Origin of the sequence: Cryobacterium arcticum (assembly GCF_001679725.1) — a bacterium.
GTDB lineage: Bacteria > Actinomycetota > Actinomycetes > Actinomycetales > Microbacteriaceae > Cryobacterium > Cryobacterium arcticum_A.
In genome coordinates this window covers 3,793,643-3,819,381 of sequence record NZ_CP016282.1, presented here as the reverse complement: position 1 = coordinate 3,819,381, position 25,739 = coordinate 3,793,643, and the positions used below count along the sequence as shown (strand labels likewise).

The 25,739-nt window shown below is 68.9% G+C and carries 23 protein-coding genes; 9 read left to right on the top strand and 14 right to left on the bottom strand.

Annotated features, from left to right (window positions below; genetic code table 11):
* The first annotated feature begins 1 nt into the window (after window position 1).
* Together PA27867_RS17380 and PA27867_RS17375 are read left to right on the top strand one after the other, a co-directional pair.
* Entirely contained in the window at window positions 2-532 is a 531-nt protein-coding gene (locus tag PA27867_RS17380; protein WP_157109277.1) for a hypothetical protein, read from the top strand.
* A gap of 85 nt (window positions 533-617) precedes the next feature.
* On the top strand, window positions 618-1,667 hold the full coding sequence (locus tag PA27867_RS17375) for a zinc-dependent alcohol dehydrogenase family protein (RefSeq protein WP_066598318.1): 1,050 nt from the start codon (window positions 618-620) through the stop codon (window positions 1,665-1,667).
* A 109-nt stretch (window positions 1,668-1,776) separates the two neighbouring features.
* On the opposite strand, the gene PA27867_RS17370 is transcribed toward PA27867_RS17375, so the two are convergent.
* The 3 genes from PA27867_RS17370 to PA27867_RS17360 form a co-directional block, all read right to left on the bottom strand.
* Window positions 1,777-2,352 carry a nitroreductase family protein gene (locus PA27867_RS17370; protein WP_066598317.1) on the bottom strand — a complete coding sequence of 192 codons (576 nt, stop codon included), beginning with the start codon at window positions 2,350-2,352 and terminating at the stop codon, window positions 1,777-1,779.
* Between the two features lie 157 nt (window positions 2,353-2,509).
* Complete coding sequence (locus PA27867_RS17365) at window positions 2,510-4,210, bottom strand: long-chain-fatty-acid--CoA ligase (RefSeq protein ID WP_066598316.1); 1,701 nt, start codon at window positions 4,208-4,210, stop codon at window positions 2,510-2,512.
* Window positions 4,207-5,277, bottom strand: a complete 1,071-nt coding sequence (locus tag PA27867_RS17360) for a threonine aldolase family protein (RefSeq protein WP_066598315.1) — start codon at window positions 5,275-5,277, stop codon at window positions 4,207-4,209. Before PA27867_RS17360 ends, PA27867_RS17365 begins: the two co-directional genes overlap by 4 nt.
* A gap of 190 nt (window positions 5,278-5,467) precedes the next feature.
* Here PA27867_RS17360 and PA27867_RS17355 point away from each other — a divergent pair, with 190 nt between their 5' ends.
* Window positions 5,468-6,727, top strand: coding sequence for a phosphotransferase (locus tag PA27867_RS17355; RefSeq protein WP_167550864.1), 1,260 nt, complete (start codon window positions 5,468-5,470; stop codon window positions 6,725-6,727).
* Window positions 6,728-6,735: 8 nt separating this feature from the next.
* Here the strand turns inward: PA27867_RS17355 and PA27867_RS17350 are convergent, their stop codons facing one another.
* The 7 genes from PA27867_RS17350 to PA27867_RS17320 all read right to left on the bottom strand — a co-directional run bounded on the left by PA27867_RS17350 (window position 6,736) and on the right by PA27867_RS17320 (window position 14,050).
* Entirely contained in the window at window positions 6,736-7,860 is a 1,125-nt protein-coding gene (locus PA27867_RS17350; RefSeq protein ID WP_066600259.1) for an ABC transporter permease, read from the bottom strand.
* Window positions 7,861-7,892: 32 nt separating this feature from the next.
* Window positions 7,893-8,777 (bottom strand): ABC transporter ATP-binding protein, encoded by an 885-nt coding sequence (locus PA27867_RS17345; RefSeq protein ID WP_066598314.1) that lies wholly within the window; start codon window positions 8,775-8,777, stop codon window positions 7,893-7,895.
* Between the two features lie 119 nt (window positions 8,778-8,896).
* On the bottom strand, window positions 8,897-9,403 hold the full coding sequence (locus tag PA27867_RS17340; RefSeq protein WP_066598313.1) for a universal stress protein: 507 nt from the start codon (window positions 9,401-9,403) through the stop codon (window positions 8,897-8,899).
* Window positions 9,404-9,511: 108 nt separating this feature from the next.
* A complete protein-coding gene (locus tag PA27867_RS17335; RefSeq protein WP_066598312.1) occupies window positions 9,512-10,090 on the bottom strand; it encodes a GrpB family protein in 579 nt (192 codons plus the stop codon).
* An 80-nt stretch (window positions 10,091-10,170) separates the two neighbouring features.
* Window positions 10,171-11,787 (bottom strand): HNH endonuclease signature motif containing protein, encoded by a 1,617-nt coding sequence (locus tag PA27867_RS17330; protein WP_066598311.1) that lies wholly within the window; start codon window positions 11,785-11,787, stop codon window positions 10,171-10,173.
* Between the two features lie 131 nt (window positions 11,788-11,918).
* Window positions 11,919-12,623: a response regulator gene (locus tag PA27867_RS17325; RefSeq protein ID WP_066598310.1), complete on the bottom strand. Its 705-nt coding sequence runs from the start codon at window positions 12,621-12,623 to the stop codon at window positions 11,919-11,921.
* Window positions 12,620-14,050, bottom strand: a complete 1,431-nt coding sequence (locus PA27867_RS17320; protein WP_066598309.1) for a sensor histidine kinase — start codon at window positions 14,048-14,050, stop codon at window positions 12,620-12,622. The genes PA27867_RS17325 and PA27867_RS17320 overlap by 4 nt, the downstream gene beginning before the upstream one ends.
* Window positions 14,051-14,179: 129 nt before the next feature.
* Between PA27867_RS17320 and PA27867_RS17315 the strand changes: the two genes are divergently transcribed.
* From PA27867_RS17315 to PA27867_RS17300, 4 genes are all read left to right on the top strand, one after another.
* Window positions 14,180-14,824: a TetR/AcrR family transcriptional regulator gene (locus PA27867_RS17315; RefSeq protein WP_066598308.1), complete on the top strand. Its 645-nt coding sequence runs from the start codon at window positions 14,180-14,182 to the stop codon at window positions 14,822-14,824.
* A gap of 96 nt (window positions 14,825-14,920) precedes the next feature.
* Window positions 14,921-17,455, top strand: coding sequence for an MMPL family transporter (locus PA27867_RS17310; RefSeq protein ID WP_066598307.1), 2,535 nt, complete (start codon window positions 14,921-14,923; stop codon window positions 17,453-17,455).
* A 165-nt stretch (window positions 17,456-17,620) separates the two neighbouring features.
* Complete coding sequence (locus PA27867_RS17305; protein ID WP_066598306.1) at window positions 17,621-18,217, top strand: TetR/AcrR family transcriptional regulator; 597 nt, start codon at window positions 17,621-17,623, stop codon at window positions 18,215-18,217.
* A 121-nt stretch (window positions 18,218-18,338) separates the two neighbouring features.
* Complete coding sequence (locus tag PA27867_RS17300; RefSeq protein ID WP_066598305.1) at window positions 18,339-19,385, top strand: medium chain dehydrogenase/reductase family protein; 1,047 nt, start codon at window positions 18,339-18,341, stop codon at window positions 19,383-19,385.
* A 105-nt stretch (window positions 19,386-19,490) separates the two neighbouring features.
* Here the strand turns inward: PA27867_RS17300 and PA27867_RS17295 are convergent, their stop codons facing one another.
* Together PA27867_RS17295 and PA27867_RS17290 are read right to left on the bottom strand one after the other, a co-directional pair.
* Complete coding sequence (locus tag PA27867_RS17295; protein WP_066598304.1) at window positions 19,491-20,165, bottom strand: SDR family NAD(P)-dependent oxidoreductase; 675 nt, start codon at window positions 20,163-20,165, stop codon at window positions 19,491-19,493.
* Window positions 20,158-21,564, bottom strand: a complete 1,407-nt coding sequence (locus PA27867_RS17290) for a DUF6421 family protein (RefSeq protein ID WP_066598303.1) — start codon at window positions 21,562-21,564, stop codon at window positions 20,158-20,160. The genes PA27867_RS17295 and PA27867_RS17290 overlap by 8 nt, the downstream gene beginning before the upstream one ends.
* 407 nt (window positions 21,565-21,971) lie before the next feature.
* On the opposite strand from PA27867_RS17290, the gene PA27867_RS17285 reads away from it, so the two are divergent.
* Window positions 21,972-22,604, top strand: coding sequence for a hypothetical protein (locus PA27867_RS17285; RefSeq protein ID WP_066598302.1), 633 nt, complete (start codon window positions 21,972-21,974; stop codon window positions 22,602-22,604).
* A gap of 21 nt (window positions 22,605-22,625) precedes the next feature.
* Here PA27867_RS17285 and PA27867_RS17280 read toward each other — a convergent pair whose 3' ends face one another.
* A complete protein-coding gene (locus PA27867_RS17280) occupies window positions 22,626-23,291 on the bottom strand; it encodes a GAP family protein (protein WP_066598301.1) in 666 nt (221 codons plus the stop codon).
* A gap of 22 nt (window positions 23,292-23,313) precedes the next feature.
* The gene (locus PA27867_RS17275) at window positions 23,314-24,525 is read right to left on the bottom strand and encodes an ROK family transcriptional regulator (RefSeq protein ID WP_084021282.1); all 1,212 of its coding nucleotides are present in this window, start codon (window positions 24,523-24,525) and stop codon (window positions 23,314-23,316) included.
* Window positions 24,526-24,695: 170 nt separating this feature from the next.
* Between PA27867_RS17275 and PA27867_RS17270 the strand changes: the two genes are divergently transcribed.
* Complete coding sequence (locus PA27867_RS17270) at window positions 24,696-25,706, top strand: substrate-binding domain-containing protein (protein WP_208857269.1); 1,011 nt, start codon at window positions 24,696-24,698, stop codon at window positions 25,704-25,706.
* Window positions 25,707-25,739: the final 33 nt, after the last annotated feature.

Here is a 25,739-nt window from a genome sequence, read left to right as displayed (position 1 = left end):
CGTGCTGTTGACTGAACTGATGACGTCATTGCCACCGAGCTACTCACTGACCGACAGCAGCGAATGGCGTGCGGATGTGCTGCCGCAGATCGACGCGAAGCTGCGAAGCTGCATCTATGACAGCGACTGGTTGAGCGACGCCCCATCGCCCTTCGACGTCCAGCACCGGGAAACGGCTCGCTTCTACGAGACGAACTCGGGCGTCTCGCCGACGATCCTCGGTCAGTTCGACCCGGAACAACCGCGAGCGTCGATCCCACCGGACCGGACGTTTCTGGGTCTCTTCGAAAAGCGCGCGGTCATCGTCGGGGGAGAGGTGGCGCGGCTCTGGCCGCTGCGGTACGAGACCGCGCTCGCCCCTCGGGATTCGGGATATTTCGCCATCACCGAGGGCTCCATCTTCAGCCATTTGAGGGTGCAGCTGTTCTATACGATCGGCGGTGCCGTGGGCCAGGCCCAGGTGTTGTCGGCCCGCATGGGTGGCTCGCCCGTCATCGTCGCTCGGCTCCTGAGCCAGACCGACTGGTACTGACGCATCCGGGGTCGGGGGTCTGAGAAGATGCCCAGTCGTGGGCTCCGCCTGGGCGCGGGCGCGGGCTCGGCGTTAGGCTTTTTGGATGCGTGCAACAGTGATTTACGGCGAGCGGGACATCCGACTCGAAGAAGTACCCAACCCCATCCTCTCCACCGGCGGCGACGCCATCGTGCGGGTCGTCGCGGCCTGCGTCTGCGGCTCAGACCTCTGGCCGTACCGCGGAGTGACCCCCACGAACGAACCGCACCGGATCGGCCATGAGTTCGTCGGCATCGTCGACGAAATCGGGCCCGATGTGCAGACCGTCAAGGTGGGCGACTTCGTCATCGCCCCGTTCTACGACTGCGACAACACCTGCGTCAACTGCCGCAACGGCGTCAGTACCTCCTGCCTGAACGGCGGCTGGTGGGGCTCCGACGACAGGCTCGGCGGCTTCGCCGACGGCGCCCAGGGCGAGCGCGTGCGGGTTCCGCACGCCGACGGCTCGCTCGTCGCCACCCCCGTGCAGCCGACGGATGCCCAGGTTCCGGGCCTCCTCACCCTGGCCGATGTCATGGGCACCGGGCACCACGCCGCCGTCTCGGCCGGCGTCACCACCGGCAGCACCGTCGTGGTGGTCGGCGACGGGGCCGTGGGCCTCTGCGCCATCATCGCCGCCAAGCGCCTCGGCGCCTCCCGGATCGTCGCGATGTCCCGGCACGCCGACCGGCAGGCCGTGGCCCGCGAATTCGGGGCCACCGACATCGTCGAGGAGCGCGGCGACGCGGGCGTTGAGCGCATCCACGAGATGTTCGACGGCGTCGGCGCTGACTGCGTGCTCGAGTGCGTCGGCACCCAGGAATCGATGGACCAGGCGATCCGCTCGGCCCGCCCCGGCGGCATGGTGGGCTACGTGGGCGTGCCGAACGGTGGCGCCGAGCTGCCGATCAAGGCGCTCTTCGGCCGCAACGTCGGCGTGAACGGCGGCGTCGCATCCGTGCGCGGCTACGTCGAAGAGCTGCTGCCCGAGGTGCTCAGCGGAGCGATCAACCCCGGCCGGGTCTTCGACCTGCAGCTGCCGCTGACCGAGGTCGCCGAGGCCTACGCCGCGATGGACGAACGCCGCGCCATCAAGGTGCTGCTGCGCCCGTAGTCCGCACGGTTTCACCACGAACGCCCCCTCGCGCACTGCGAGGGGGCGTTCGTCATGTACCTGGGATGCGTCGTGCCGAGGTGCACCCAACTGGCACTCGGGGAACGACCTAGTCGTTGACGAGCAGCACTTCGGAGAGCGGCTTGCGGGTGCGCGGGGCGATCTCGCGCTCGAGAAGCTCGGGGCTGAGCGAGTCGGCGTCGCCGAGCACACCGAGCACCGTCACGGTGACGGCGTCCTGGCCGGCCTTGAGGTGGAACGCGTCGGCCAGGCCCTTGCGGTCGATGCCGCCGAGCTGGTGGGTGAACAGGCCCTCGTGCTGCGCCTGGATGGTGAGGTGCGCGACAGCCTGGCCGAGGTCGTACTGGGCCCAGGGGTTGTCACCCTCGGCGATGTTGAGGATCAGCACGGAGGCTTTGTCGGCCCAGGCCTGGTTGAAGCCCATCAGGTGGGAGTGGATCTTGCGGAAGCTCTCGGAGCCGCGGCGGGCGACGATGAAGCGGGCCGGCTGGTTGTTGTTGCCGGACGGCGCCCAGCGGGCGGCCTCGAGCACGGTGGTGAGGGTGTCTTCGTCGATGACGGCGGTGGGGTCGAATCCGCGGGGGCTCCAGCGCGCGGCGAGCGCGGGCAGGATCGGTGACGTGGTGTCGGCGGAACGGCTGTGGGTGTCGGTGATGAGGGTCATGGTGCCCGGCTTTCTGTGTTGCCTGTGGAAGTGGAACGGGTGCGGGGCTCCATCGACCCATGTCATGTCAACGCACAGCGCGCCAAGTTATTCCATGCGTTCGCATCCGGCACGCGCTGCGAGTGAGACCCTGCCGCGCCTGCCGCGATCGCGTGGCTCAGCTTGCCGGGGTGTCAGCCAGGCTGTCGCGCACCTGGCGGCGCATGACCTTGCCGATCAGCGACCGGGGCAGGTCGTCGACCTCGACGATGCGGCGCGGCACCTTGTAGGCGGAGATGCGGGTGCGGCAGTACTCGCGCAGGCCGTCCACATCGAGGGTGGCGCCGGCGATGAGCACGACGGCGGCCACGACATCCTCGCCGCCGCCGGCGCTCTTGAGCCCCACCACGGCGGCGTCGGCGATGTCGGGGTGCGACAGCAGCGCGGCCTCAACCTCGGACGGCGACACGTTGAAACCCCCGGTGATGATGAGTTCCTTGATGCGGTCAACGATGGTGACGTAGCCGTCGGAGGATACCGTGACGATGTCGCCGGTGCGCAGCCAGCCATCCGCCAGGAGGGTCTGGGCGGTCTCGGTGGGGCGGTCCCAGTAGCCGGAGAAGACCTGCGGGCCGCGCACGAGCAGCTCGCCCTCTTCGTCGAAGCCGCGGTCCACGGTGGGGTCGGAGGGGTCGACCACGCGGATCTCGGTGCTGGGGAACGGCACCCCCACGGTGCCGGGCCGCCGGCTCGGGCCCATCGGGTTGCCCACCGCGATGGGTGAGCACTCGGTCATGCCGTAGCCCTCCACGAGGAGGCCGTCGGTGGCGGTCTCCCACAGCTCGACGGTCTTCAGCGGCAGGCTCATCGCGCCGGAGATGGCGTACTTGGTGCCGTGCAGGCTGATGCCCTTGTCGTTCGCGGCCGTGACGAGCTTCTCGTAGATCGGCGGGACGGCGGGCAGGAAGGTAGGCGGGGTGCGCTTGACAGCGTTGAGTACCAGGCCCACGTCGAACTTGGGGAAGAGGACCAGGCGGGCGCCGATGGACATGGCGACGGTGAGGCACAGGGTGAGGCCGTAGGCGTGGAACATCGGCAGCACGCCGTAGAAGACTTCCTTGCCGCGCTCGAGCCCGGGCACCCAGGCCTCGCTTTGCTGCGCGTTGGCCTGCAGGTTGAAGTGGGTGAGGATGGCGCCCTTGGGCGCCCCGGTGGTGCCGCTGGTGTACTGCAGCACGGCGGTGTCGCCGAGCAGCGGGCGCGGATGCGCGGTGCGCAACCGGCGCGAGCCCACCAGGGCCGGCCACTCGATGGCGTCCTTGAGCGGCTGGGTCACCGTGAGGGCGGCACGGGCGGTGCGGGACTTGGGGATCGGCAGGCGCAGGGCCAGCCGGGTGGCCAGCGGCATCGACTTGGTGACGTCCACGGCCACGACGGTGTGCAGGCCCATGTCGCGCGGGAACCCGCGCACCATGGAGTAGACCTTGTCCCAGACGATGGCGACGCTCGCGCCGTGGTCCTCGAACTGGTGGCGCAGTTCACGTTCGGTGTAGAGCGGATTGTGCTCCACGACGATCGCGCCGAGGCGCAGCACGGCGTAGAACGCCACGATGTGCTGCGGGCAGTTCGGCAGCACGAGCGCCACCCGGTCGCCGGGCTTCACTCCGAGCCGGCGCAGCCCATTGGCCACCCGGGAGATCTCGTCACCGAGCTGGCCGTAGGTCATGGTGCCGCCGAAGAAGTCCAGCGCCACCTTGTCGGCAAATCGACGGGCGGAGCCCTCGATCATGTCGACCAGGGTCTCGGTGGGGTCCGCGATGGCGTTGGGCACGCCCACCGCGTAGGAACTCAGCCACGGCTTGCTCGCGAAGACGTTCATGCTGCGGCCAGCTCCTTCGTCAGGGCCGCGACAAAGTCGTCGACGTCCTCGGGGGTGGTGTCGAACCCGCACATCCAGCGCACCTCGCCGGTGGCCGGGTTCCAGTCGTAGAAACGGTACAGCTCGCGCACCTTGTCGGCCACGCCCGCGGGCAGCACGGCGAAGATCGCGTTGGCCTGGGTGGGCTGGCTGAACGAGACCCCGGTGATCGAGCCATCCGCCAGGCCCTCTTCAAGCGCACCACGCAGGCGCGCGGCCATGGCGTTGGCGTGGTCGGCGTTGCGCAGCCACAGGTCCCCGTCGAGTAGGGCGATCAACTGGGCGGAGATGAAGCGCATCTTCGAGGAGAGCTGCATGTTGAGCTTGCGCAGGTATTTCAGGCCTGTGGATGCGTCGGGGTTGAGCACCACGATGCACTCGCCGAGCATCATGCCGTTCTTGGTGCCGCCGAAGCTGAGCACGTCGACGCCGGCGTCGCGGGTGAATTCGCGGAACGGCACGCCGAGGGCCGCGGCGGCGTTGGAGATGCGGGCGCCGTCCATGTGCAGCAGCATGCCCTTGGCGTGCGCGTGGTCGGCGATGGCGCGCACCTCGGCCGGGGTATACAGCGTGCCGAGCTCGGTGGTCTGGGTGATCGACACCACGAGCGGCTGCGCGCGGTGCTCGTCCCCCCAGCCCCAGGCCTCCTGGTCGATCAGCTCGGGGGTGAGCTTGCCGTCGGGCGTCTGCACGGGCAGAAGCTTGAGGCCGCCGACCCGCTCCGGGGCTCCGCCCTCGTCGGTGTTGATGTGCGCAGTGCTCGCGCAGATCACCGCTCCCCAACGCGGCAGCATCGACTGCAGGCCGGTGACGTTCGCTCCGGTGCCGTTGAACACCGGGAACGCCTCGACGCCCTCGCCGAAGTGCCGGGCGAAGACCCGCTGCAGTTCGGCCGTGTACACGTCGTCGCCGTAGGCGATCTGGTGGGCGCCGTTGGCGCGCACGATCGCGTCGAGGATCTCCGGGTGTACGCCCGAGTAGTTGTCGGAGGCGAAGCCACGGGAGAACAGGTCATGGAGGGAAGTCACCTCACTATCTTGGCGCAAACGGATGCAGCGCATCTGTGTGTCCGCCTTGCGGCGGCACCTGAGTCGTCGGTCCCGGCCGACAGGCCGCTGGAGCGTCGTCCGTGAGAATCACGTTGGATCTAGCTCCGCGGGTATTCTCGTCAGACCGCCCCGATTCGACGGGTGCACCGCCCGACACCCGGAGGCTCCCGTGACCGATCCTGATTCTCAGACCAGCGACCTGTCGGAGATCGCGGGAGGGGCTCTCCGCTCGTCCCTGAGCCCCTATGAACTACTGGTCGACCGTGACGACGTCGTGGCGTACCTCGACGGGGCCGGTTACCTGCCCCGCCTGGCCGCAGCCGCCGACGAGATCGAGGTCGACGAGGTCACCGCGGGCAATATGAACCGGGTCTTCATCGCCCGAGGACCCCTGGGCAGCCTGGCCGTCAAGCAGGCGCCACCGTGGGTGCAGGCCGTCGGTCCCGACTGGCCGGTCGATCCCAACCGGATCGCCTCGGAGGCTCGTGCCTACGCGATGCTCGCCGACCTCGCGCCGGCGAGCGTGCCGGCCGTCGAGCCGGTCGACCTCGAGCGCTACGTGCTGGTGATGGAAGACCTCTCCGACCTCGACGTGCTGCGCGATGCGCTCGTGCGTCAGGTGGCGGATGTCGTCGCCGGCGCCGAGCCGGTTCCCCTCGACTTCGAGACCCTCGGCACCGTCGTGGGGCGCTTCAGCGCTGAACTCACCCTGGCCACGAGCCTCGTGGGCCTCGGACCGGATGAGCACGCCGCGCTCATCGAGACCGCGGCCAACCCGGAGCTGTGCGCCCTGACGGTTGACGCCGTCCTCGACGAGCCCTACCGTCTGAACGACCACAATCACTGGATCCCCGAGCTCGACGCCGAGGTGCGCGCGCTGTACACGGACGCTGAGCTGCTCGCGGCGGTGATGCAGGTGCGGGACATCTTTGCCACGCGTGCCGAGGCCCTCATCCACGGTGACCTGCACTCCGGCTCGCTCATGGTCGGCGTGCGAGACGGCGAGCAGGCCACCAAGGTCTTCGACCCCGAGTTCAGCTTCGTCGGTCCCGCCGGCATGGACCTGGGTTTGTTCTGGGCCAACCTCACTATCGCGGCTATCGCGGCGACCCAGGTGGATGCCGTCGACCTCGCCGCAGCCCGCACCTCGGCGATCGAGTCGAGCTGGAGCGCTTTCGTGGCCGTGGTCGCCGAACGCTGGCCACAACGCCTGGGCGCTCCCAACGGCTTGGACCTCGACGCCTGGCTCGCCCGCATCCGCAGCGACGCCTGGCGATTCGCCGGAGTCGAAGCGGTGCGCCGGGTGGCCGGCTACTCGCACGCCGCCGACTTCACCTCGTTGCCTGCCGACCGGATTCCGGCCGCGTACGCCGACCTGCTCGGACGGGCCCGGGCCTGGATCATCACCGGCACCGACGCGATCGACTGATCGGTGCGTCAGCCGCGCAGCGCCTGCTTGTAGGTGACCCGTCCGCCCATCCGCAGCAGTGAGTTGCGGTAGATGCGGGAGCCGAACAGGATCACGCCCGCCGTGGTCACCAGCAGGAGCGCCAGCGACAGAAGCGGCTCCCACCATTCGGCCGTGCCCAGGAAGATGCGCACAGGCATCCCGACCGGCGCCGCGAACGGAACGTACGACATGATGCCGAGCACGAGCGGGTTGTCGTTGAAGAAGATCACCGCGAAGTAGGGGATCATCACCAGGTAGGCCACCGGGGAGGTGGCGGTTCCCACGTCTTCCTGCCGGGACACCATGGATGCCGTCGCCGCGTAGAGCGAGGCGAGCATCACGAAGCCGAAGGCGAAGAACACCGCGAACCAGCCGATGGCCGGGCCCAGGTCGGCCAGCAGCACCCGTTGACCAGTGACGGCCATGCCGATGGCCACGAGCAGGGCTATCGCCACGATCTGACCGAACGCCATGATCGAGTTGCCCAGCACCTTGCCGGCCAGCAGGGCGCGCACCGGGATGGTGCTCATCAGGATCTCGACCACCCGGGTCTGCTTCTCCTCGACGACGCTCTGCGCGATGGTGGACCCGAAGGTGAGCGCCGACATGAAGAACACCAGCCCGAATCCGATTGCGACCAGGTAGACCAGGAAGCCACCCTGCGCGGCCGGGTCGAGCAGCTGCACGCTGGGCGAGACGCTGAGCGCGTTGATGACGTCCATGGGGGCGGAGTCGAGGGCGATCACGGAGACGCCGAGCAGCGAATCGTCGGCCGGCACGATGGCGGCAGCCACGGTGCCGTCACGCACGAGGGCCTCGGCGTCTGCCACGTTGTCGGCGGCTACAGCGGTGAGCCCGTCGGCCTGCCCGACCACGGCACTGGCAGAGCCGACCACGGCCACCTGGGTGCTCGACGGGTTGGCGCTGAGCAGACCGCCGGCCACGACCGAGCCGATGGCCAGCAGCAGCAGGATGCCGGTGGAGATGAGGAACGCCTTGCTGCGCATGCGCGCCGTGATCTCGCGGGTGGCCACGAGCCACACGCTGCTCCAGAAGCCGGGAGCGCTGTGGGTGGCGCGGGTGCGGGGCTGGGCGGGGGAGTCCTGACGGATGTCGGTGTCGGTGCCCGGTGTGATGTCGGTGCTCACTGCACGACCTCCTTGAAGATGCTGGCGAGGGTGGGCCGGAGATGGCCGAAGGAGTGCACCGCGCCGCGCGAGAGGGCCTCGCGGAGCACGGCCTGGCTGGCGGCATCCGAGTCGGCCTCGAAGACCGCCTCTCCGCCGTCGAAGTCGATGACGGTGATGCCCTCGACGGCGCGCATCCAGCCGGCGTCGGCGTCGGTGCTGATCTCGAAACGCGGGGTGCTGAACTGGTCGCGCAGGCGCTCGCGGGAGCCGTTGGCACGGATCTCGCCGGCGGCGATGATCACCAGGTCGTCGCAGAGCCGCTCGACGAGGTCGAGCTGGTGGGAGGAGAAAAGCACGGGGGCGCCGGCGGCTGCATGCTCCTGCAGTACGGTGAGCACCACCTCGACGGCGATCGGGTCGAGGCCGGAGAACGGTTCGTCGAGCACCAGGAACTCGGGGTCGTGCACCAGCGCGGCCGCGATCTGGGCGCGCTGCTGGTTGCCCAGGGAGAGGGCCTCGACCAGGTCGCCGGCGCGCTCGCCGAGACCGAGCCGCTCGAGCAGGTCGTCGGTGTTGCGCTTGGCGGCGGCCGGGCTCAGGCCGTGCAGCCGAGCCAGGTAGACGAGCTGTTCACCCACCTTCATCTTCGGGTACAGGCCGCGTTCTTCAGGCATGTATCCGAAGCGGCGCCGGTCGCCGTCGGTGAGCGGCGTGCCGTCGAGCAGCACCTCGCCCGAGTCGGCCGAGAGCACGCCGAGGATGATGCGCATGGTGGTGGTCTTGCCGGCGCCGTTCGCGCCGACGAACCCGGTCATCCGGCCGCTGCCCACGGTGAAGCCCACATCTGTGAGTACCTGATGCGCACCGTAGTGCTTGTTGATTCCCCTGATCTCGAGCATGGGTGCCCTTTCGTCGCGTGACTCTAACGCTAAGGATGGCCGCAGGCCGCCACATCCGCCGCGGGACGGAGCGTGCGCGTCAGCCCCGCGGGGGAGGCGGTGGGGGGAGGCACCCGCGCTCACGCCTCCTCCCAGGGCAGTTCGGTGCCGAACGGCACGGGGTTCAGCGGGATGATCACCACCGGGCGCTGCTGGCCGTGGGCGAGCCGCACGGCCACCGAGCCGGTGAAGAACGTCCGCAGGTTGTGCCGGATGGTGGGTTCTCGGGATCCCACGATGATCATCACGGCCCGCACGGTACCCGCGAGGGTGCCCAGGGCCCTCGCCGGGTCTCCAGCCAGGGCGCGCGTAGACCAGGTGACCTTCCGTCCGGCCAGCACGCGTTCGATCTGCGCGCGCAGTCCCTCATCGAAGACCGTCGTCTGCTGCTCCAGCGAATCGGGGTCGAACGAGGCCGAGGTCATACTGCCATCGGGGAGCTCCTCGAGCATGTAACGGCTCGGGTCCACGGATGCGCAGATCAACTCGGCGCCGAACATTGCGGCGAACTCGGAGGCCGCCAGCACCACCGCGTCCGGCTGGCCCGAGGTGACGCCGACGACGACAGGTGGTGGCACACGCACCATGGCAGCTCCTTTGCGAAGGAGGGCCCCGGGGTGCCGGATCACCCGGTTCCGGGCTCTCCCTCCGACACTACCGGGGAGCGCGGCCGCGAAGACAGGTACCTGACCAGATCAGCGTCCGAGAGCCGCCCGGGCTCGCGCCTTGATCGCCAGGATGACGTCGGACTTCGCGTCGGCGTAGTCGTTCATGTCGTCCCATTTCTTGTCGAGCAGGGCTCTCTTGGTGCTCTCGTACAGGGCGCGGTCGCCCGCATCGGTGCGGAGATGATCCCGGAGAAGGAGGTACTCCGTCACTGCGGGATCATCTCGGTCGTAGAGGTGCACATGCACGTCTCGGGCCGGCGTACGCACGAGGCGATGCCTGGGTTCGCGTACCCGCAGCTCGTATCCGGCGGTCAGGAGCGGTTCGAGGTAGTCCTCCTCGGCCGTGATGTCGTCCACCGCGACGACGATGTCGATGATCGGTTTCGCGGCCAGGCCGGGAACCGAGGTCGACCCGATGTGTTCGATGAGAAGGTGTTCGACATCGACGCCGGATGCGGTGAGAGCCGCCCGGATGCGCGACCGATGCTCGAGATAGGAGCCTGGCCACCCGTCGTCATAACTGTGCAGATGGATCTCGACTCGCTCGGGACCCCCGACCAGGTCGAGTGCCGTGACGTCGGGGCGTCGCTGTTCTCGATGTTTCATCACCAGAACATCCTCGCAGGGCCGGCCCCGTGACTGCCGGCCCCGTGACTGCCGGGCCCGTGCACGCCCCAGCCACAGGTCTAGAAGGGTGGCTCTTCTTCGTCTAGAGGAGGTGGCCCGGACGTTGGAGGCACCGGAGGTGGTGATGTGAGCCCCTGTGCCTCCGGCTTCCTGGGCACGACCGGTTGCAGGGCGGCGCGGACGAGGTCGTGGGCGCGGGGGTTTGTGTAGGTTTTGCCGCCGGGGGTGGTCCAGGTGAGGGTGCCGTCGGGTGATTGGCGGGTGCTGAAGCTGGATTGGTGTTTGAGGCGGTGGTCGGGTCGGCAGAGGCTGACGAGGTTGTCAGCGCTGGTGGTTCCGCCGGCGTTCCAGGCTTGGGTGTGGTCGATCTCGCTCTTGACGGCCTGGCGGTTGCAGCCAGGGGTTTGGCAGGTGTTGTCGCGGATTTGCACGTACCGGCGAAGGTCGGCGGGCGGGGTGTACGAGTCGCGGTCGACGGAGAGGATGGTCCCGGTGTGCGGGTGGGTGAGGATGCGGGTGAAACTCGTCGCTGTGCCGGTGAGGCGCCGGGCGGTTTCGAGGTCGATGGGTCCGTAGCCGTCGAGGATGGCGGGTTGGTCGCTGTGGCCGAGGAGGGTGAGGACCGGGACGGTGATGTTCACGGTGCCGCGGATGCCGCGGCCGAGTTTTCCGTCGGCGCCGATGCCGTCCAGCAGGAGGTCGCGGTAGGTGTCGGCGCGGCGCTGGTCGCGGGTGCGGCACACGATGGCGTCCGGCTGCGGTGGGGTGAACGCGCCGTCAGTGCCAGTGCCAGTGCCAGTGCCAGTGCCAGTGCCAGTGCCAGTGTCCGCGACGCTGTCCGTGTCGGCTGAGCTGGCTTCTGTGTCGTCTTCGTCGTTGAGGGTCTTGGCGATCTGGGTGAGGCGTTCGTAGATCGCTGCGGCTTCGTCGGCCTTCAGATAGGCGTTGAGCCAGGACATTCCGTTGATGTCGGGGCGGAGCACGACGCGGCGCTCGCGGATACCCGCGTTGACACGGTCCTGCAAGGGGATGGGGTGGAGGGATTCCCTGAGTTCCCGGGCGACCTTGGCGAACTTGCCGGGAGTGAGCTTCTCGGCCGCGGTCAGCGTCATCTCTTCCAGTCGCGGCAGCACATGCTCGGGCAGGTCCACCGGAAGTGATGCCGTGACCTCCATCATCTTCATGACGTGACCCCAGCCGATCCGGCCCTCGGCCAGTGCCCGCTGGAAAAGGGGGAGTTGCTCTGTGAAGCGGGCGGCGTCACAGATCATCATCGCTGCGGTTTGGAAGTTCATCCGCAGCGCGCAGCCGACCTCGGCGGCCATCGCTCGACGGGCGAGCTCCTCGTCGTTCAACGCCGGGCCGTGTTTCTGGGTGTCGGGGTCGTTGCGGCCGGACTCGATCGGGTCACCGGCGAGGCCGGCGATGATCCAGCGGTCGTGGCCGAGGCGGTCCAGCCCGGCCAGCAGCCGGGTGCGCTCGGCGTACGCGGCGGCGATGACCTTTGCGTTGGCGATCAGCGGGTCGATGACCGCTCTGATGGCTTCGGCGACCGGGTCGGCATAGTCGTCCAGCTCAGCGGCAGCGCCGGCCGTGGCGGAGTGTCCGGTGAGGCGTCCGGCAGCGTCCGGGGTGTCGTCCGGGGCGCTGTCTGGTGTGGCATTCGAGGTGGCCATAGGGACAGTGAAGCACTAGCCACTGACACCCCGCATCCCAATGAATCAGCGGTGGAGAACCCGTTCAAGCTGCCGCCTGTGGAGGAGTCGCGCGGCCGAGTGCAGCGGCCGTTGGGTCGCACGAGCGACGGTCAGCGCGGCCTGCCGGCGCCGGGTACGACGATCCCGTGCTCGTAGGCGTACACGACGGCCTGGATGCGGTCGCGAAGCTGCAGTTTCTGCAGCACCTTGGAGACGTGGGTCTTGACGGTGGCCTCGCCGAGGTAGAGGCGACCGGCGATCTCGGAATTGGCCAGGCCCAGCGCGAGCAACTCGAAGACCTCGCGCTCCCGGTCGGTGAGCTCGCCCACGGCCGACGGCTCTGGCGGACGTCCGCGCTCAATCGAGTGGGCATCCGCCGGCCCGGAATCGGCGAACCGTTCGATCACCCGGCGGGTGATCTCGGGGGAGAGCAGGGCATCGCCGCGGGCCAGCACCTGCACGGCCTCCACCAGCGCCTCGGGCGTCGAGTTCTTGAGCAGGAACCCACTGGCGCCGTGCTGCAACGCCTGGAACAGGTAGTCCTCGCGGTCGAAGGTGGTGAGCACGAGCACGGCGGCCCGGCTGGCCGGGTCGGCGACGATCGCGCGGGTGGCGGTGAGCCCGTCCATGCCGGGCATCTGCACATCCATGCAGATCACGTCGGGTTGCAGAATCGCTGCCTGACGGATGGCGGCGGCACCGTCGGCGGCGTCGCCCACCACCTCGATGCCCGGTTCGGACTCGAGGATGATGCGGAAACCCGCGCGCACCAGCGCCTGGTCGTCGACCAGGAGCACCCGGATCGGCGCGGTCATGCCTGCGTCCCTGCGCTCATATCGTGTTCGTTCCTGTCGTGTTCGTTCCTGTCGTGTTCGATGCTGCCCCGCTCGGATGGAACGCCGGGCCGGGGTGATGCCAGGGGAACCCGGGCTCGCACGAGGTAGCCGCCGCGCGGACGGTTGGCGAGTTCGAGGCTGCCGCCCACGGCCGCGATCCGCTCGCGCATGCCGCGCTGGCCCAGGCCTGCCCCAAGCCCACCTGGCCCAAGCCCACCGGCCCCAGGCCCACCTGCCGGCCGGGCGCCCCGGCCGGTGTCGGTGACCTCGAGCTCCACGGCATCCGCTTCATAGCGCAGCCTCACCTCGGCCGTGGCGCCCGCGCCGGCGTGCTTGCGGGTGTTGGTGAGGGCCTCCTGCGCGATCCGGTACAGGCTGAGCCCGATGGTGCCCGGCACCGGACGGGGGTCGCCGATCACCTGCACCCGCACGGATAGGCCGGCATTGGTGGTCTCCAGGGCGAGCTCGGCGAGCTGGTCGACTCCACGGGTGCTGGTGGTCTGGTGCGCGGGCTGGGTGCCCTCGCAGTCGTTCTCGTCGGCACGCAGGGCGCCGAGCATGGTGTGCAGCTCCTCCACGGCGGTGCGGGCGCTATCCTCGATCACCGTGATCGCCCGGGCGGCGGCAGCGGGATCACGGTCGAGGATGCGCCGCGCGGCTCCGGCCTGCACCCCCATCAATGAGACGTGGTGGGCCACCACGTCGTGCAGTTCACGGGCGATCCGCACCCGCTCCAGCGTGACGGCCTGGGTGGCCGTGCGTTCCCGTTCGGTGGCCAGCTCGCGGGTGCGGGTCTCGAGCGCGTCGGAGCGCCGGGCCGCCTGCCAGGCCGTGTCACCGAAGTGGTACGCGGCCCAGAAGTAGACCAGGTTGATCAGCACCTGCAGAAGGCCGTAGGCGGCGTAGGGCGAGAAGAAACCCTCGCGGGAGAGCTCGGGGATCGCGGTGGCCTGGTTGGCGTGCTCGAGCAGGGTCCAGAACAACCAGACGAACATGCTCGCGATGATGCCCAGGCGCGTCCAGCGGGCCACAGTGCGGCGGTGGCTCCATGCGCCCACCGAGTAGATCGCGACATAGAGGCAGATGCTCGAGAAGAGCGGGTCGGACACCCCCATGCTGCCGAAGATGCCGAACACCAGCGAGACCACCAGCGCCACGGCCTCCGGCCAACGGCGCCGGCCGGCCAGCGGCAGCGCGATCAGCACCACCCACCAGGCCGCGAGCCACCAGGGCGCCTCGTCCATGATGCCGGCGCTGCGTGTGAGCGTGAGGCTCAGCGCCGTGAAACCGGCCAGTGCCAGGGCCACCCAGGCATCCACCCGGTAGCCGGACCTCGGCCCGCGCGGCCGCCGCCAGCCGTCGGCCAACGGGTCGATGGACTCGGTCGGGAGGGTCTGGATGCTCATGCGACCACGCTAGCGCCGTGCGTCCCCGAGCACCTCAGCCCTGCGGGGGAGGAACCGGATCGCGACAGAACACGCCGATCTCGACGCATCCGGTTGCACCCCGTGCGTCGTTGCACTTAGTGTAATCATGTGAGTCCTCGTCTTATCGCCCCCGATCGCCGTGCCGAACTCAAGGCGCGGCACCGTGAGGCCATCCTGGATGCCGCCGACGCGCTCATTCGTGAGCGGGGCAAGCCGCAGTTCAGTGTCGACGAGCTCGCGGAGCGAGCGGATGTCTCCCGCCGCACCGTGTTCAACCACTTCTCGTCGCTCGACGATGTGCTCATGACCACCTGCACGCGGCTGCTCAGCGACGTCGTCAACGACTTCCGGGCAGCGACGCAGACGGCACCCGCGGCCGACGGCAGCCTTGTGGCCCTCTTCGACGAGATCACCTCGGCGGTGCGCGCGATCGACCTCCCGACCGTGGTGGCCTACCTGTGGGGTGTGCTCGCGGAGGAACGCGAGAACGGACGCTCCCCGCACGCCCTCAGCGACGTCTTCACCCGGGCCACCGAGCAGCTTTCGCTGGAGATCGCCGACCGCAACCCCGCGATCGACAGTTTCGAAGTCGCGATTCTCCTCAGCTCGGTGATGAACGGTGTCGCCGTGATCTCCGGCCACTGGATCACCCGCACCGGTGGGCTGCTCGACGCGTCCTCCCGGATCGTGTGGGACGACCTGGTCGACCGCCTGATCGCCTCGATCCGCGCCGGCTACCCTGCCGGCAGCTGACTCCCCCTCTTCCTCCGCCCGACCAGCTCTCTTCCCGATGACGCGATGCGAGATCCAGCAGTGACAACCCGACATCAAGAAAGAACCTGAAGACACATGGCATCCCTTCTCTACCGACTCGGTCGGTTCTCCGCGCACCGAGCGTGGCTGGTCATCGTCGCCTGGGTGGTCATCCTGGGCCTTGCCGGGGGCGCGTTCGCGCTCTTCGGCGGAACTCTCACCTCCTCCGTCAGCATCCCCGGCACCGCCACCCAGGCGGTCAGCGACGAGCTCGCCGAGAAGTTCCCCGCCGCCAGCGGCGGACGGGGCACCGTCGTGTTCACCACCACAGACGACTCCGCGTTCACGGACGAGCAGAAGACAGCGGTCGGTGAGCTGCTCACCGGCCTCGTCGGAAGCGATCATGTGAAGTCGGTGACGAACCCCTTCGACACCCAGGCCCAGATCGACGATCAGGCGCAGAAGGTCGTGGACGGCCGCCAGCAGATCGCGGACGGCACCACCCAGATCGACGCCGGACAGGCGCAGATCGACGCAGCCACGGCCCAGCTCACCGCCGGCCAGGCGCAGCTCGACGCAGCCCGCGCCCAAGCGGACGCCGCCGGTCAGCTCGACGCCGCCCAGGCGACGCTCGACGCACAGCAGGCCCAGCTCGACGCGGGCACTGCGGCGATCGCCCAGCAGCAGGCCACGCTCGATGCGAGCCGCACCGAGCTGGAGGCCCAGAGCGCCACGCTCGAGCAGGGCTCCGACCTGCTCGACCTGACCGAGGGCATCCGCCAGGTCTCGACCGATGAGACCACCGCCGTCGCCAGCATCCAGTTCGACACCTCGCTCAACCAGGTGCCGGCCGAGTCGAAGGAGGCGATTGTCGAGGAGATGGACAACGCCGGGATCGACAACGTCACGGCCGAGGTGTCCAACGACATCGCCGCCAGTATCCCCGAGATCCTCGGCCCGGGCGAGATCGGCGGCGTGCTCATCGCGGCCGTCGTGCTGTTCATCATGCTCGGCACGCTCATCGGCGCCGGCCTCCCGCTCCTCAATGCGCTCGTCGGAGTCGGCGTCGGCGTGCTCGCCTCGCTCGCGCTGTCCGGCTCCATCGAGATGCTTTCCGTCACCCCGGTCCTGGGTGTGATGCTCGGCCTCGCGGTCGGTATCGACTACTCGCTGTTCATCCTCAACCGGCACCGCACCCAGCTGCGCAACGGGGTGCCGATGCAGGAGTCGATCGGCCTGGCGAACGGCACCTCGGGTAACGCCGTGGTGTTCGCCGGCGCCACAGTGCTCATCGCGCTGCTCGCCCTCAACCTCACCGGCATCCCGTTCCTCGGGCTGATGGGTACCGTCGGCGCCGTCTGCGTCTTCGTCGCGATCCTCATCGCGATCACCCTCACGCCGGCACTGCTCGGCCTGGTGGGCACGAAGATCCTCACCAAGAAGGCCCGCGCACACCTGGGCACTCCCGAGGTCAAGGTCGTGGCGCCCGACAAGCCGATGAACACGGTGCGCGCGGTCGTGACCGTGATCGCCGGCATCGCGGTGCTGCTGATCGTGGCGATTCCCGCCCTATCGATGCGCCTGGGCCTCCCGGCGGGCTCGTCCGAGCCGCTCGACTCGAGCGCCTACCGCGCCTACAAGCTCGTCGACGACAAGTTCGGCGCCGGCATCAACGGCCCGCTGCTCGTGGTGGCCGACCTCGACTCGGCCATTACCGATGACGATCTCCTCGCCGAACAGGTGCGCATCGGAACGGCCCTCAAGGCCGTGAACGACGTCGTCGCGGTCGCGCCGATCGGTGCCTCAGACGACGACCTGCTGCTGGCCTTCCAGGTCATCCCCGAGGAGGGCCCGACCAGCGAATCGACCGAGCAGCTCGTGCGCGACCTGCGCGACCTCGACGTCGACGGCGTGAGCGCACTCGGCGTCGCCGGCAACGCATCCGGCAACATCGACGTGAGCGAAAAGCTCGCCGACGCGCTGCCGCTCTACCTGCTCGTGGTCGTGGGGCTCTCGCTGATCATCCTGATCTTCGTGTTCCGGTCGATCCTGGTGCCGGTCACCGCCACGCTGGGCTTCGTGCTGTCACTGTTCGCGGCGTTCGGCGCCATCACGGCGGTCTTCCAGTGGGGCTGGCTCGGATTCCTCTTCGGCATCCACGATCCGGGGCCCATCCTGAGCTTCCTGCCGATCCTCGTGGTCGGTGTGCTGTTCGGCCTGGCCATGGACTATCAGCTGTTCCTGGTGAGCGGGATGCGTGAGGCGTACACGCACGGCGCGCCGGCGCGGTTGGCGGTGCAGCGCGGTTTCCACGCCGGGCGCACCGTGGTGATCGCGGCCGCGTTGATCATGGCCTCGGTGTTCTCCGGCTTCGTCTTCTCGAACTCCGTGATGATCCAGTCGATCGGTTTCGGCCTGGCGGTCGGCGTGCTGCTGGATGCGTTCGTCGTGCGGCTGCTCATCATCCCGGCCGTGATGCACCTGCTGGGTGACGCGGCCTGGTGGCTGCCGAAGTGGCTCGACCGCATACTGCCCAACGTGGATGTCGAGGGCGCCTCGCTGGAGCGCACCCACCCGGTACACCCCACGGCTGAAGCCGAGCCCGAGCCCGTTGCGGCACCGCAGAGCTAATCGGCGATAGCGCAGCGAGCTGACCACGATGCGGCCCAGTCCTCTCCCGGACTGGGTCGCATCGTGGTATCTGGCGACGCACGCTCCCGGTTGGGTCGCAGCCACCGTGGACCGATTCCGGCCGCGGGCTTGACATCCGGCACTTGTGACTGTTCAATCACATACATGACCTCCACTCCGCAACGTGTGATTCCCGGCCGTTCCAGGTCCACCGCCGAGCAGCAGCGCACACGAATCCTGCAGAGCGCCGTGGCGGTCTTCGCCCATGCGGGCTATCACGCCACCCCGGTGACGGAGATTGCGGAGAAGGCCGCGGTCTCCCCGGCCTATGTCTTCAGGCTCTTTCCGGGCAAGCTCGCCCTCTTCGTGGCGGCGGTGAACCAGTGTTATGCACAGGTTGCCGATGCTCTGGTCGCCGGCGGAGAGGCGGCCGGCCCGGTCGGGCCCGACGGAATCCTCGACGCCATGACCGACGCCTACGTGGACCTCATCGGCGATCGCGACCTGATCATGCTTCAGGTGCACGCCCAGAGCGCGTGTGACATCCCCGAGATCCGCGAGGCGGTGCGCGCGGGGGTCTCCCTGGTCGTGCGGGCGGTGGCACGGGTGTCCGGCGCCGAGCCGGCGGCCGTGCAGCGGTTCATCGCCTACGGACAGCTGTGCCACCTGATCGTGCAGGCGGATCTGCACGACCTGACCGACAGCTGGGCCGAAACGCTGACCGACGGCATGCGTCACAACGGACCTCAGGCCGCCCGCTGAGGGCTGGCGCCCCGCACGGGCACTTTCTATACCCGAAAATGTGACTGATCAGTCACACACGTAGCACCACCCATCACCACAACCACAACCACAACCACAACCACAACCAAGGAGCACCCCGATGAACACTCTCAACCTCACCCCGGCCACCACCGTGCGCGTCGTGCTGCCCGGGCTGGTGGAACCCGACGGACTGCAACTGCAGACCGATCCGATGCCGGCGCCCGCGGCCGGCCAGCTCCTCGTAGCCGTCGAGGCCACCGGAATCTCCTACGCGGAACAGGCCATGCGACGGGGTCGCTATTTCGGCCAACCCGACTTCCCCTTCACGCCGGGCTACGACCTGGTCGGGCGGGTGCTGGCCGCCGGATCGCCCGGTGACGCCGGACTCGTCGGGCGCCGGGTCGCCACCCTGACCAAGACCGGAGCCTGGGCGACGCACGCCGTCGTCGCGGCACGCGACAGCGTCGTCGTTCCCGAGACCGTCAGCTCGGCGGATGCGGAAACCGTCGTCGTCAACGGAGTCACCGCCTGGCAGATGCTGCATCGCGCCGCCCGGGTGCAGCCGGGGCAGACGATCCTGCTCTTCGGGGCCAACGGCGGTGTCGGCGGCATCCTGATCCAGCTGGCCCGGCACGCCGGCATCCACGTGATCGGAGCGGCCTCACCCCGGCACCATGACGCCCTGCGCGCCGCCGGCGTCACCCCCGTCGACTACAACGACCCCGACCTCGCGGGCCGGGTGCGCCAGATCGCGCCCGGTGGCGTCGACGCCGTCTTCGACAACATCGGCGGCGAGATCACAAAAGCCTCCTGGAAGCTTCTGGCCTCCGGCGGGGCCCTGGTGTCATATTCGCTCATCTCCGCGCTCGGCGGGCAGCGGAGCCTGCTGATGCCGTTCGTCGCGGCCATCGGTCAGGCCCTGCTCTGGAGCGCCCTGCCCAACGGCAAGCGCGCCACCTTCTACGACCTGTGGTCCGGTCACTCGCTCCGGCCGGCTCACTTCCGTCGGCACCTCGAGGAGGACCTGGGCACCGTCTTCGGCCTCGTGGCCGATGGCGTGCTCACCGCGAACATCGCCGCGACTTTTCCCCTCACCGAGGCGGCCGCGGCGCTCACCCTCGCCGAGTCCCGCACCCTCAACGGCAAGGTCATCCTGCTGCCGTGACCTGTCGCCCTGCGCGGGTCAGGCGCCGGCTCGCGCCTGGCGCGCCACCCGCGCAGCGGCGCCTGACGCGCGTGGCGCGCCGGAGCAACTGGGAGGGCGGCGCGGTCAGGGAGCGAGGATGCGGCGGGTGTTGTTCAGGGCATCCGCAGGGGAGTCCCAGAGGGCCACGACCTCGGTAGCCAGCCGGGATTCGAGTCCCTCGAGGGCGCGCACCGCGAAGATCACGGCCGCGGCGGTGCCGCCGGACGTGGCGAAGCCGTGGCCCACCGCCCGGGTCCAGGTCTCGGCGGCTGCCTTGGCGCTCGCGTAGTTTGCGCCGCCGGGGGTGGGCGCATCCACCGACACCGACGACACGATCGCCAACCGGCCGGCGGCCGAGGCGAGCAGGTCGGCGTTGAACGCGCGCGTGGTGTTGCGCAACGTCGTGACGATGCGCTCGTGCAGAAAGTCCCAGTCCGCGTCGGTCTGGCCGGCCAGCCCGCCGCCGCCCCGCCACCCGCCGACCAGCTGCACCAGGCCATCCACGGATGCGTGCTCGGCGTGCACGGTCTCGGCCAGGGCCGTCACCTGGTCGGGGTCGGCCAGATCGCAGACGTACACGGATGCGTCCGGCGCCACCGCGAGCACCCGCTCGAGGCGCTCCGCATTGGAGCCCACGGCGAGCACCGTGGCACCGGCGCCGGCCAGGGCGGCCGCGACGGCCACCCCGGCGGCGCTGGTGGCACCCGCGATGAGCACCGTGCGCCCGGCGGCGCCGGGTGTGCCGGCGGCGTCAGGCATCCGCGGTGATGCCCACGGTCGACTCGATGACCGACTTCATCTTCTTGTCGAGTGCCTCGAAGAACATCGAGAGCGGGAACTCGTCGTCGAGAACGAGGTCGGTGTAGCCCTTGGGTGGCCCGGCGAGCACCTCGAGCGGAAGCCCGCGAGCCCAGGTGGACGCGGGGTTGGGCGTGAGGGTCTTCGTGAGCATTTCGTAGGCGGCCAGCCAGTGCGCCTTCTTCGGCCGGTCGATCGACTCCCAGTACAGCTGGTCGATCTGCGCGCCGAGCGCGACGACCACGTCGGGCACCGCGTCCCAGTCGAAGGACAGCGCCGTGTCGGTCCAGTGCAGTACGTGGTGCTGGTGCAGCCAGGCGAACAGCAGTTGTCCGCCCAGGCCGTCGTAGTTGCGCACCCTCGTGCCGGTGATCGCGAACCGGAAGATCCGGTCGAAGATCACCGCGTACTGCACGAGCTTGGCGTGCCGGCGGGCCTCGGGGCTGGCGGAGTCGTCGCGTTCGATCTTCACCGATTCGCGGAACGCGGTGAGGTCGCAGCGGAGTTCCTCGAGCGAGTAGAGGAAGAACGGCATCCGCTGCTTGATCATGAACGGGTCGAACGGCAGGTCGCCGCGCATGTGAGTGCGGTCGTGGATGAGGTCCCACATCACGAAGGTCTCTTCGGTGAGGTGCTGGTCATCCAGCAGCGCCACGGCCTCGGCAGGCAGCTCCAGCCGGGTGATCTCGGCCGCGGCCCTCACCACGGTGCGGAACCTCGCGGCTTCGCGGTCGGCGAAGATCGCGCCCCAGGTGAACGTGGGGATCTGCCGCATGGCCACGGTCTCGGGAAACAGCACCGCAGAGTTGGTGTCGTACCCGGCCGTGAAGTCGAGGAACCGGATGGGCACGAACAGCTTGTTGGTGTACTCCAGCTCCAGCTCGGCCACGAACTCCGGCCAGATCACCTCGATCAGCACGGCCTCGACCAGCCGGTTGGCACTGCCGTTCTGGGTGTACATCGGGAACACCACGAGGTGCCGGGTGCGGTCGACCCGGTGGTGCTCGGGGTGGAAGGCCATCAGCGAATCGTAGAAGTCGGGCACGCTGAAGTCCTCGGCCGCCCAGCGGTCGAAGTCCACCACAACCGCGGCCAGGTACTCCGCGTCGTGCGGGAACCGCGGCGCCAGCTCGGTGACCGCGCCCGTGATCTCGGCGACCCAGCCCCGCGCATCCGCGTGAGCGTCGGCCTCGGGGATCGAGCCGTCCTGCGCCTGCACGCCCTGCAGGGCGGTGGCGGCCTGCTTGAGCCTGAGCCACGCGGGCGACCCGGTGAGGTCGGTGGCGGCCGTGTCTTCGAGAACTGTGTCTTCGAGAACCTCGGGCTCACCGACCAGTGCATCTGCAATGTAATTCGACATGGGAACCTCCCGTCCTCGTGAGTGCCGCGGGCGCGACGTGCGTGCGACGCACACCGCTGTGCGCCGCCACCAGCGTATCCGGGCCCTCGCGGCGTTTTCATGCAGCGTCCCGCAGTGAATCGCCGCATCCGCCGGGGTGCGCGCGCGTTTGTGGCGCGTGCTGGTGCCGTGCGCGGCCGCTGTGCGGCGAGTCCGCCCGGGAGACCGCAGAAAGGATGCACGGCAGGCTCCTCCGGCACTAGTCTGTGGCTGTCCGGACTGCGGATGTTCGGGGCGGGGGATGGGCCATGACGAGTTCACGTTCAGGAAATTCGCGTTCACACAGTCGATTCGACCGGGTTCGCCGCCAAGCGCTCGTGGCCGCATTCGCTGTTGCGGGGATCGTCCTCACCGGGTGCAGCGCGCCGATGGTCGCACCGACTCCGGCGCCCGTCGCATCCGTTGCCGACACCCAGGCCCCCACGGAGCCGTCGACCGCCGCTCCCACCGCCGACACCCCGATCGACGCCCTCGCCGCCTGGGCGATGTGCAAGGCCTTCGGTGATGACGGCAACCAGAGCGTGCACGCCGTCACCCGGATCTACGGACCCGGGAACATCACCTCGACCGACGGGGGCTTCACCGTACAACTCATCGGCGAGGTCGGTGCCCGTGCCGCGACCGATTCCTGGTGCGAGGTCTTCGGGACGTTCGGCGACCCGCACGCGACCTTCCACCTGTTGCAGGCCGACCCCGCCGACTCCACCCCCAGCGCTCCCTTCACTGCTCTCGCGCCGGGGGGCGGGGAGCGCACCGAGGGCACCCCGATCGACGCTCTCACGGCGTGGACGCTCTGCAAGGGCTTCGAACGAGGGATCCCTCTGAACCTCGAGGGCGAAACCGGTACCGCGACCAACGATTACGACCCGAAATTCGTCGTGGACTCCGATGGCGTGTTCACCGTCTATATCCTCGGGTCGGCGGAGGCGGAGCAGACCGCAACCTGCACGATTTCCGGGCCGCTCGGCGATCCCACGGCGCAGTTCCTCCTGCCTCGTTAGCTTCCCCGCTCCGGGCACCGCTCACAGGTCGGCCAGACCGCCGCCGATGAGGGCGGCGCCGATGACGATCAACACCACGCTCATGATCGCCGTGTTGTGGCGCACCAGGAATCCCCTGGCCTCGTCCAGCCGGCCGCGCATCCGGTCGCCGGAAACGACGATGAGGACCACCGGCACGATCACGCTCAGACACGCGACCATCGTGTACCAGGCGGCCACAGTGACCGTCGCGACCAGGGGGAGGCCGGAACTGCCGATCGTGATGCCGGCCCCCACGCCGAGCAATAGTTCCTTCGGGTTGGCCACCGAGAGCAGAAACGCCAGCCGCGCCGCGCCGGCGGGCGAGCTGCCCTCGATCGCGCCCATCCAGCCGGGCAGGGCCGCGTCGGCGTCCGTTCGGGGACGGCCCCGCCACTTCCACAGCGCCAGCACCAGGAGCGCGATGCCCACGATCACGCGAAGCAGCGCAACGAGGGGTGACGCCTCTTCTGAGCGTTCGATGAGGTCGGAGATCGCGGACACGGCCAGAACTATCACCGCCACTCCGACGACCCGTCCGGCCAGGAACGCCAGCCCCGCCCACCGACCCGACGGGGACAAGAGCACCAGAACAACGGCGATGATGGGGAACGGGCTCAGCGCGACCGCGACGGCGACCGGGAGGACTGCGCCGAAAGCCTCGATCACGACGGATCCCCTCCAGTTCGGTTCAGCCCAATCCTGCCACCGCTGCGGCGCCGGGTGAGGGGACGTCGCCCGCGTGCGACGAGAGGGTCGCGTCGATCGAGTCGGTGTCGAGGATGCGGTCGACCGTGATGAGGGCCAGCCCGGTGACGCCGACGAACTCGCCGAGGTCCGAGGTGTGCAGGCGCAGGTTGCGGGTCGCCAGCGGCGAGGTGCGCTGGTAGATCCGCTCCCGGATGCCGCTGAGTAGCACCTCCTCGCACTCGGCCAGCTGACCCGAGATCACGATTTGGGCCGGATTGAGAATGCTCACGAGGTCGGCCACGGCATCGCCGAGTACCCGGCCGGCCTGCCGGACCAGCCGGGAGGCGTCGATATTGCCCTGCCTCACGAGCCGCACGATGTCGGCGACGCCGGCGACCTCCATGTCGAGCGCCAGGAGGTCACGGGTGAGCGCCCACCCCCCGGCGTAGGCCTCGACGCAACCGACGTTGCCGCACTGGCACGGCAGCAGAGACGCCTCATCGCCCAGCACCGCCCGCGTGTGGCCGATGTCGCCGGCGGCGCCGTCGTTGCCGCGCACGATCTGTCCGTTGAAGAAGAGTCCGGAGCCGATACCGGTGCCGAGCTTGAGGCTGATCAGGTTGTCGGAGCCGGACAGGCGCGCTTCGGCCACGGCGCGCGCGTTGGCGTCGTTCTCCACGACAACCGGAACCCGGTACCGGGAGCCGAACCAACCGGCGATGTCGAAACGGTCCCAGCCGGTCATGATCGGCGGGTTTACCACCCGACCGGCCTTGAACTCGACCGGACCCGGCACCCCCACACCCACGCCCCAGACGATCGCCGTTCCGCGCAGCTCCTCGAAGCAGTCGACCACGTCCTGCAGCACGCGTTCGGGTCCCTCCCACACGTTCACGGTGCGGTTGGCCTCGCGCAGCGGTGTGCCGGCGAGGTCGCACACGGCCACCGTGAACCCGGACGCGCCGATGTCGGCGGCGAGGATGACCGCCCGATCGAGGGCGAAAGCGAACCGGCTCGACGGGCGTCCGCCGGTGGACTCGCCGCCGCCGACCGGCGTGATCAGCCCCGCCTCGTGCAGGGATGTGAGCCTTTGGTTGACGGTGGACCTGGATAAACCGGAGATCTCAATCACGTCGGTGCGGCTGAGTTCACCATGCTCACGGAAGAGCGCGAGCACATCCGAAATATGCGAGCTGATCACCTGAGTTTTCACGACGCTCCAAAGCTGACGAAGAGGTTAATCCGATGATAGCCATATCTGTCACGCTAAAGTGCCCAGACTTTTGTATTGCCGAAAACTAAAAGTAGTGATAGTTCTTATCTACCGGCACGCAGTGGTGCCCCAGATCCACAAGGATGAAGATGTTCCGCAAAGATGCAACATTGAAGCGATCCCTCGGCGTCGTCGTTTCCCTCGGGGCGATCGCCGTTGTCCTGTCGGGATGCTCGACCCCGGCCGCCGAGACGGGAGAGGGCAGCGCGAAGGTCGCGGCCGTCATCAAGGGCCTCGACAACCCGTTCTTCCAGGCCATGGAGGACGGCATCAACGACACGGCCGACGCCGACGGCGTTGACGTCACCGTTCAGGCCGCCGCCGACATCGGCGACACCACCGGCCAGGCCGACAAACTCACCGCGCTCGCCGGGCAGAACTTCGGCTGCTTCGTCGTGAACCCGATCAGCGGCACCAACCTCGTGCAGTCGCTCAGCCAGATCTCCACGGCCGGCACGCCCATCGTCAACATCGACAACCCCATCGACGCCGACGCCGCGAAGACCGCCAACATCGACATCAAGACCTACATCGGCACCGACAACGAGGCCGCCGGAGGCAAGGCCGGCGACTTCATCGCCGAGCAGGTGGGGAGCGGCGAGGTAGCCGTCATCGGCGGCATCGCCGGCGACGTCACCAGCGCTGCCCGCATCGACGGCTTCAAGGCCGCGGTGGACGGCAAGCTGGACATCATCCAGGAGACCGCCGCCGACTGGAAGCGGGAGCTCGCCCTTACGGCGGCGACCGACATCATCGCGGCCAACCCGAACGTCAAGGCGTTCTTCGCCGCCAATGACGACATGGGCCTCGGCATCGTCAAGGCGATCGAGAACGCCGGTCTCACTGGTTCCATCGTGGTCGTGAGCGTCGACGGCAACAAGGACGCCCTGCAGTCGGTGGCCGACGGTGGCCTCACCGCCACGGTGGCGCAGTACCCCTACGCGATCGGCACCCTGGGCCTGCAGGCCTGCGAGGTCCTCGCCGGTGGCGGTGACGTGCCCGCAACTATCGAGTCGCCCACCGCTCTCGTCACCACGGATGTCGCCGCCGACGCCCTGGCCAAGTTCCCGCAGCCGTTCGAAGACTTCGAGAACCCGCTGACCGACCTGCTCGACAAGTAGCACCCCGACCCCGGTGCGCCCGCTCCTCAGCGG

Bases quoted from the DNA above. Each gene is read 5' to 3' on its own strand.
- PA27867_RS17375 (WP_066598318.1), top strand. From the start codon at position 618: ATGCGTGCAACAGTGATTTACGGCGAGCGGGACATCCGACTCGAAGAA.
- PA27867_RS17370 (WP_066598317.1), bottom strand. From the start codon at position 2,352: ATGACCCTCATCACCGACACCCACAGCCGTTCCGCCGACACCACGTCA.
- PA27867_RS17365 (WP_066598316.1), bottom strand. From the start codon at position 4,210: ATGAACGTCTTCGCGAGCAAGCCGTGGCTGAGTTCCTACGCGGTGGGC.
- PA27867_RS17345 (WP_066598314.1), bottom strand. From the start codon at position 8,777: ATGCTCGAGATCAGGGGAATCAACAAGCACTACGGTGCGCATCAGGTA.
- PA27867_RS17340 (WP_066598313.1), bottom strand. From the start codon at position 9,403: ATGGTGCGTGTGCCACCACCTGTCGTCGTCGGCGTCACCTCGGGCCAG.
- PA27867_RS17335 (WP_066598312.1), bottom strand. From the start codon at position 10,090: ATGAAACATCGAGAACAGCGACGCCCCGACGTCACGGCACTCGACCTG.
- PA27867_RS17330 (WP_066598311.1), bottom strand. From the start codon at position 11,787: ATGGCCACCTCGAATGCCACACCAGACAGCGCCCCGGACGACACCCCG.
- PA27867_RS17325 (WP_066598310.1), bottom strand. From the start codon at position 12,623: ATGACCGCGCCGATCCGGGTGCTCCTGGTCGACGACCAGGCGCTGGTG.
- PA27867_RS17320 (WP_066598309.1), bottom strand. From the start codon at position 14,050: ATGAGCATCCAGACCCTCCCGACCGAGTCCATCGACCCGTTGGCCGAC.
- PA27867_RS17310 (WP_066598307.1), top strand. From the start codon at position 14,921: ATGGCATCCCTTCTCTACCGACTCGGTCGGTTCTCCGCGCACCGAGCG.
- PA27867_RS17305 (WP_066598306.1), top strand. From the start codon at position 17,621: ATGACCTCCACTCCGCAACGTGTGATTCCCGGCCGTTCCAGGTCCACC.
- PA27867_RS17300 (WP_066598305.1), top strand. From the start codon at position 18,339: ATGAACACTCTCAACCTCACCCCGGCCACCACCGTGCGCGTCGTGCTG.
- PA27867_RS17295 (WP_066598304.1), bottom strand. From the start codon at position 20,165: ATGCCTGACGCCGCCGGCACACCCGGCGCCGCCGGGCGCACGGTGCTC.
- PA27867_RS17290 (WP_066598303.1), bottom strand. From the start codon at position 21,564: ATGTCGAATTACATTGCAGATGCACTGGTCGGTGAGCCCGAGGTTCTC.
- PA27867_RS17285 (WP_066598302.1), top strand. From the start codon at position 21,972: ATGGTCGCACCGACTCCGGCGCCCGTCGCATCCGTTGCCGACACCCAG.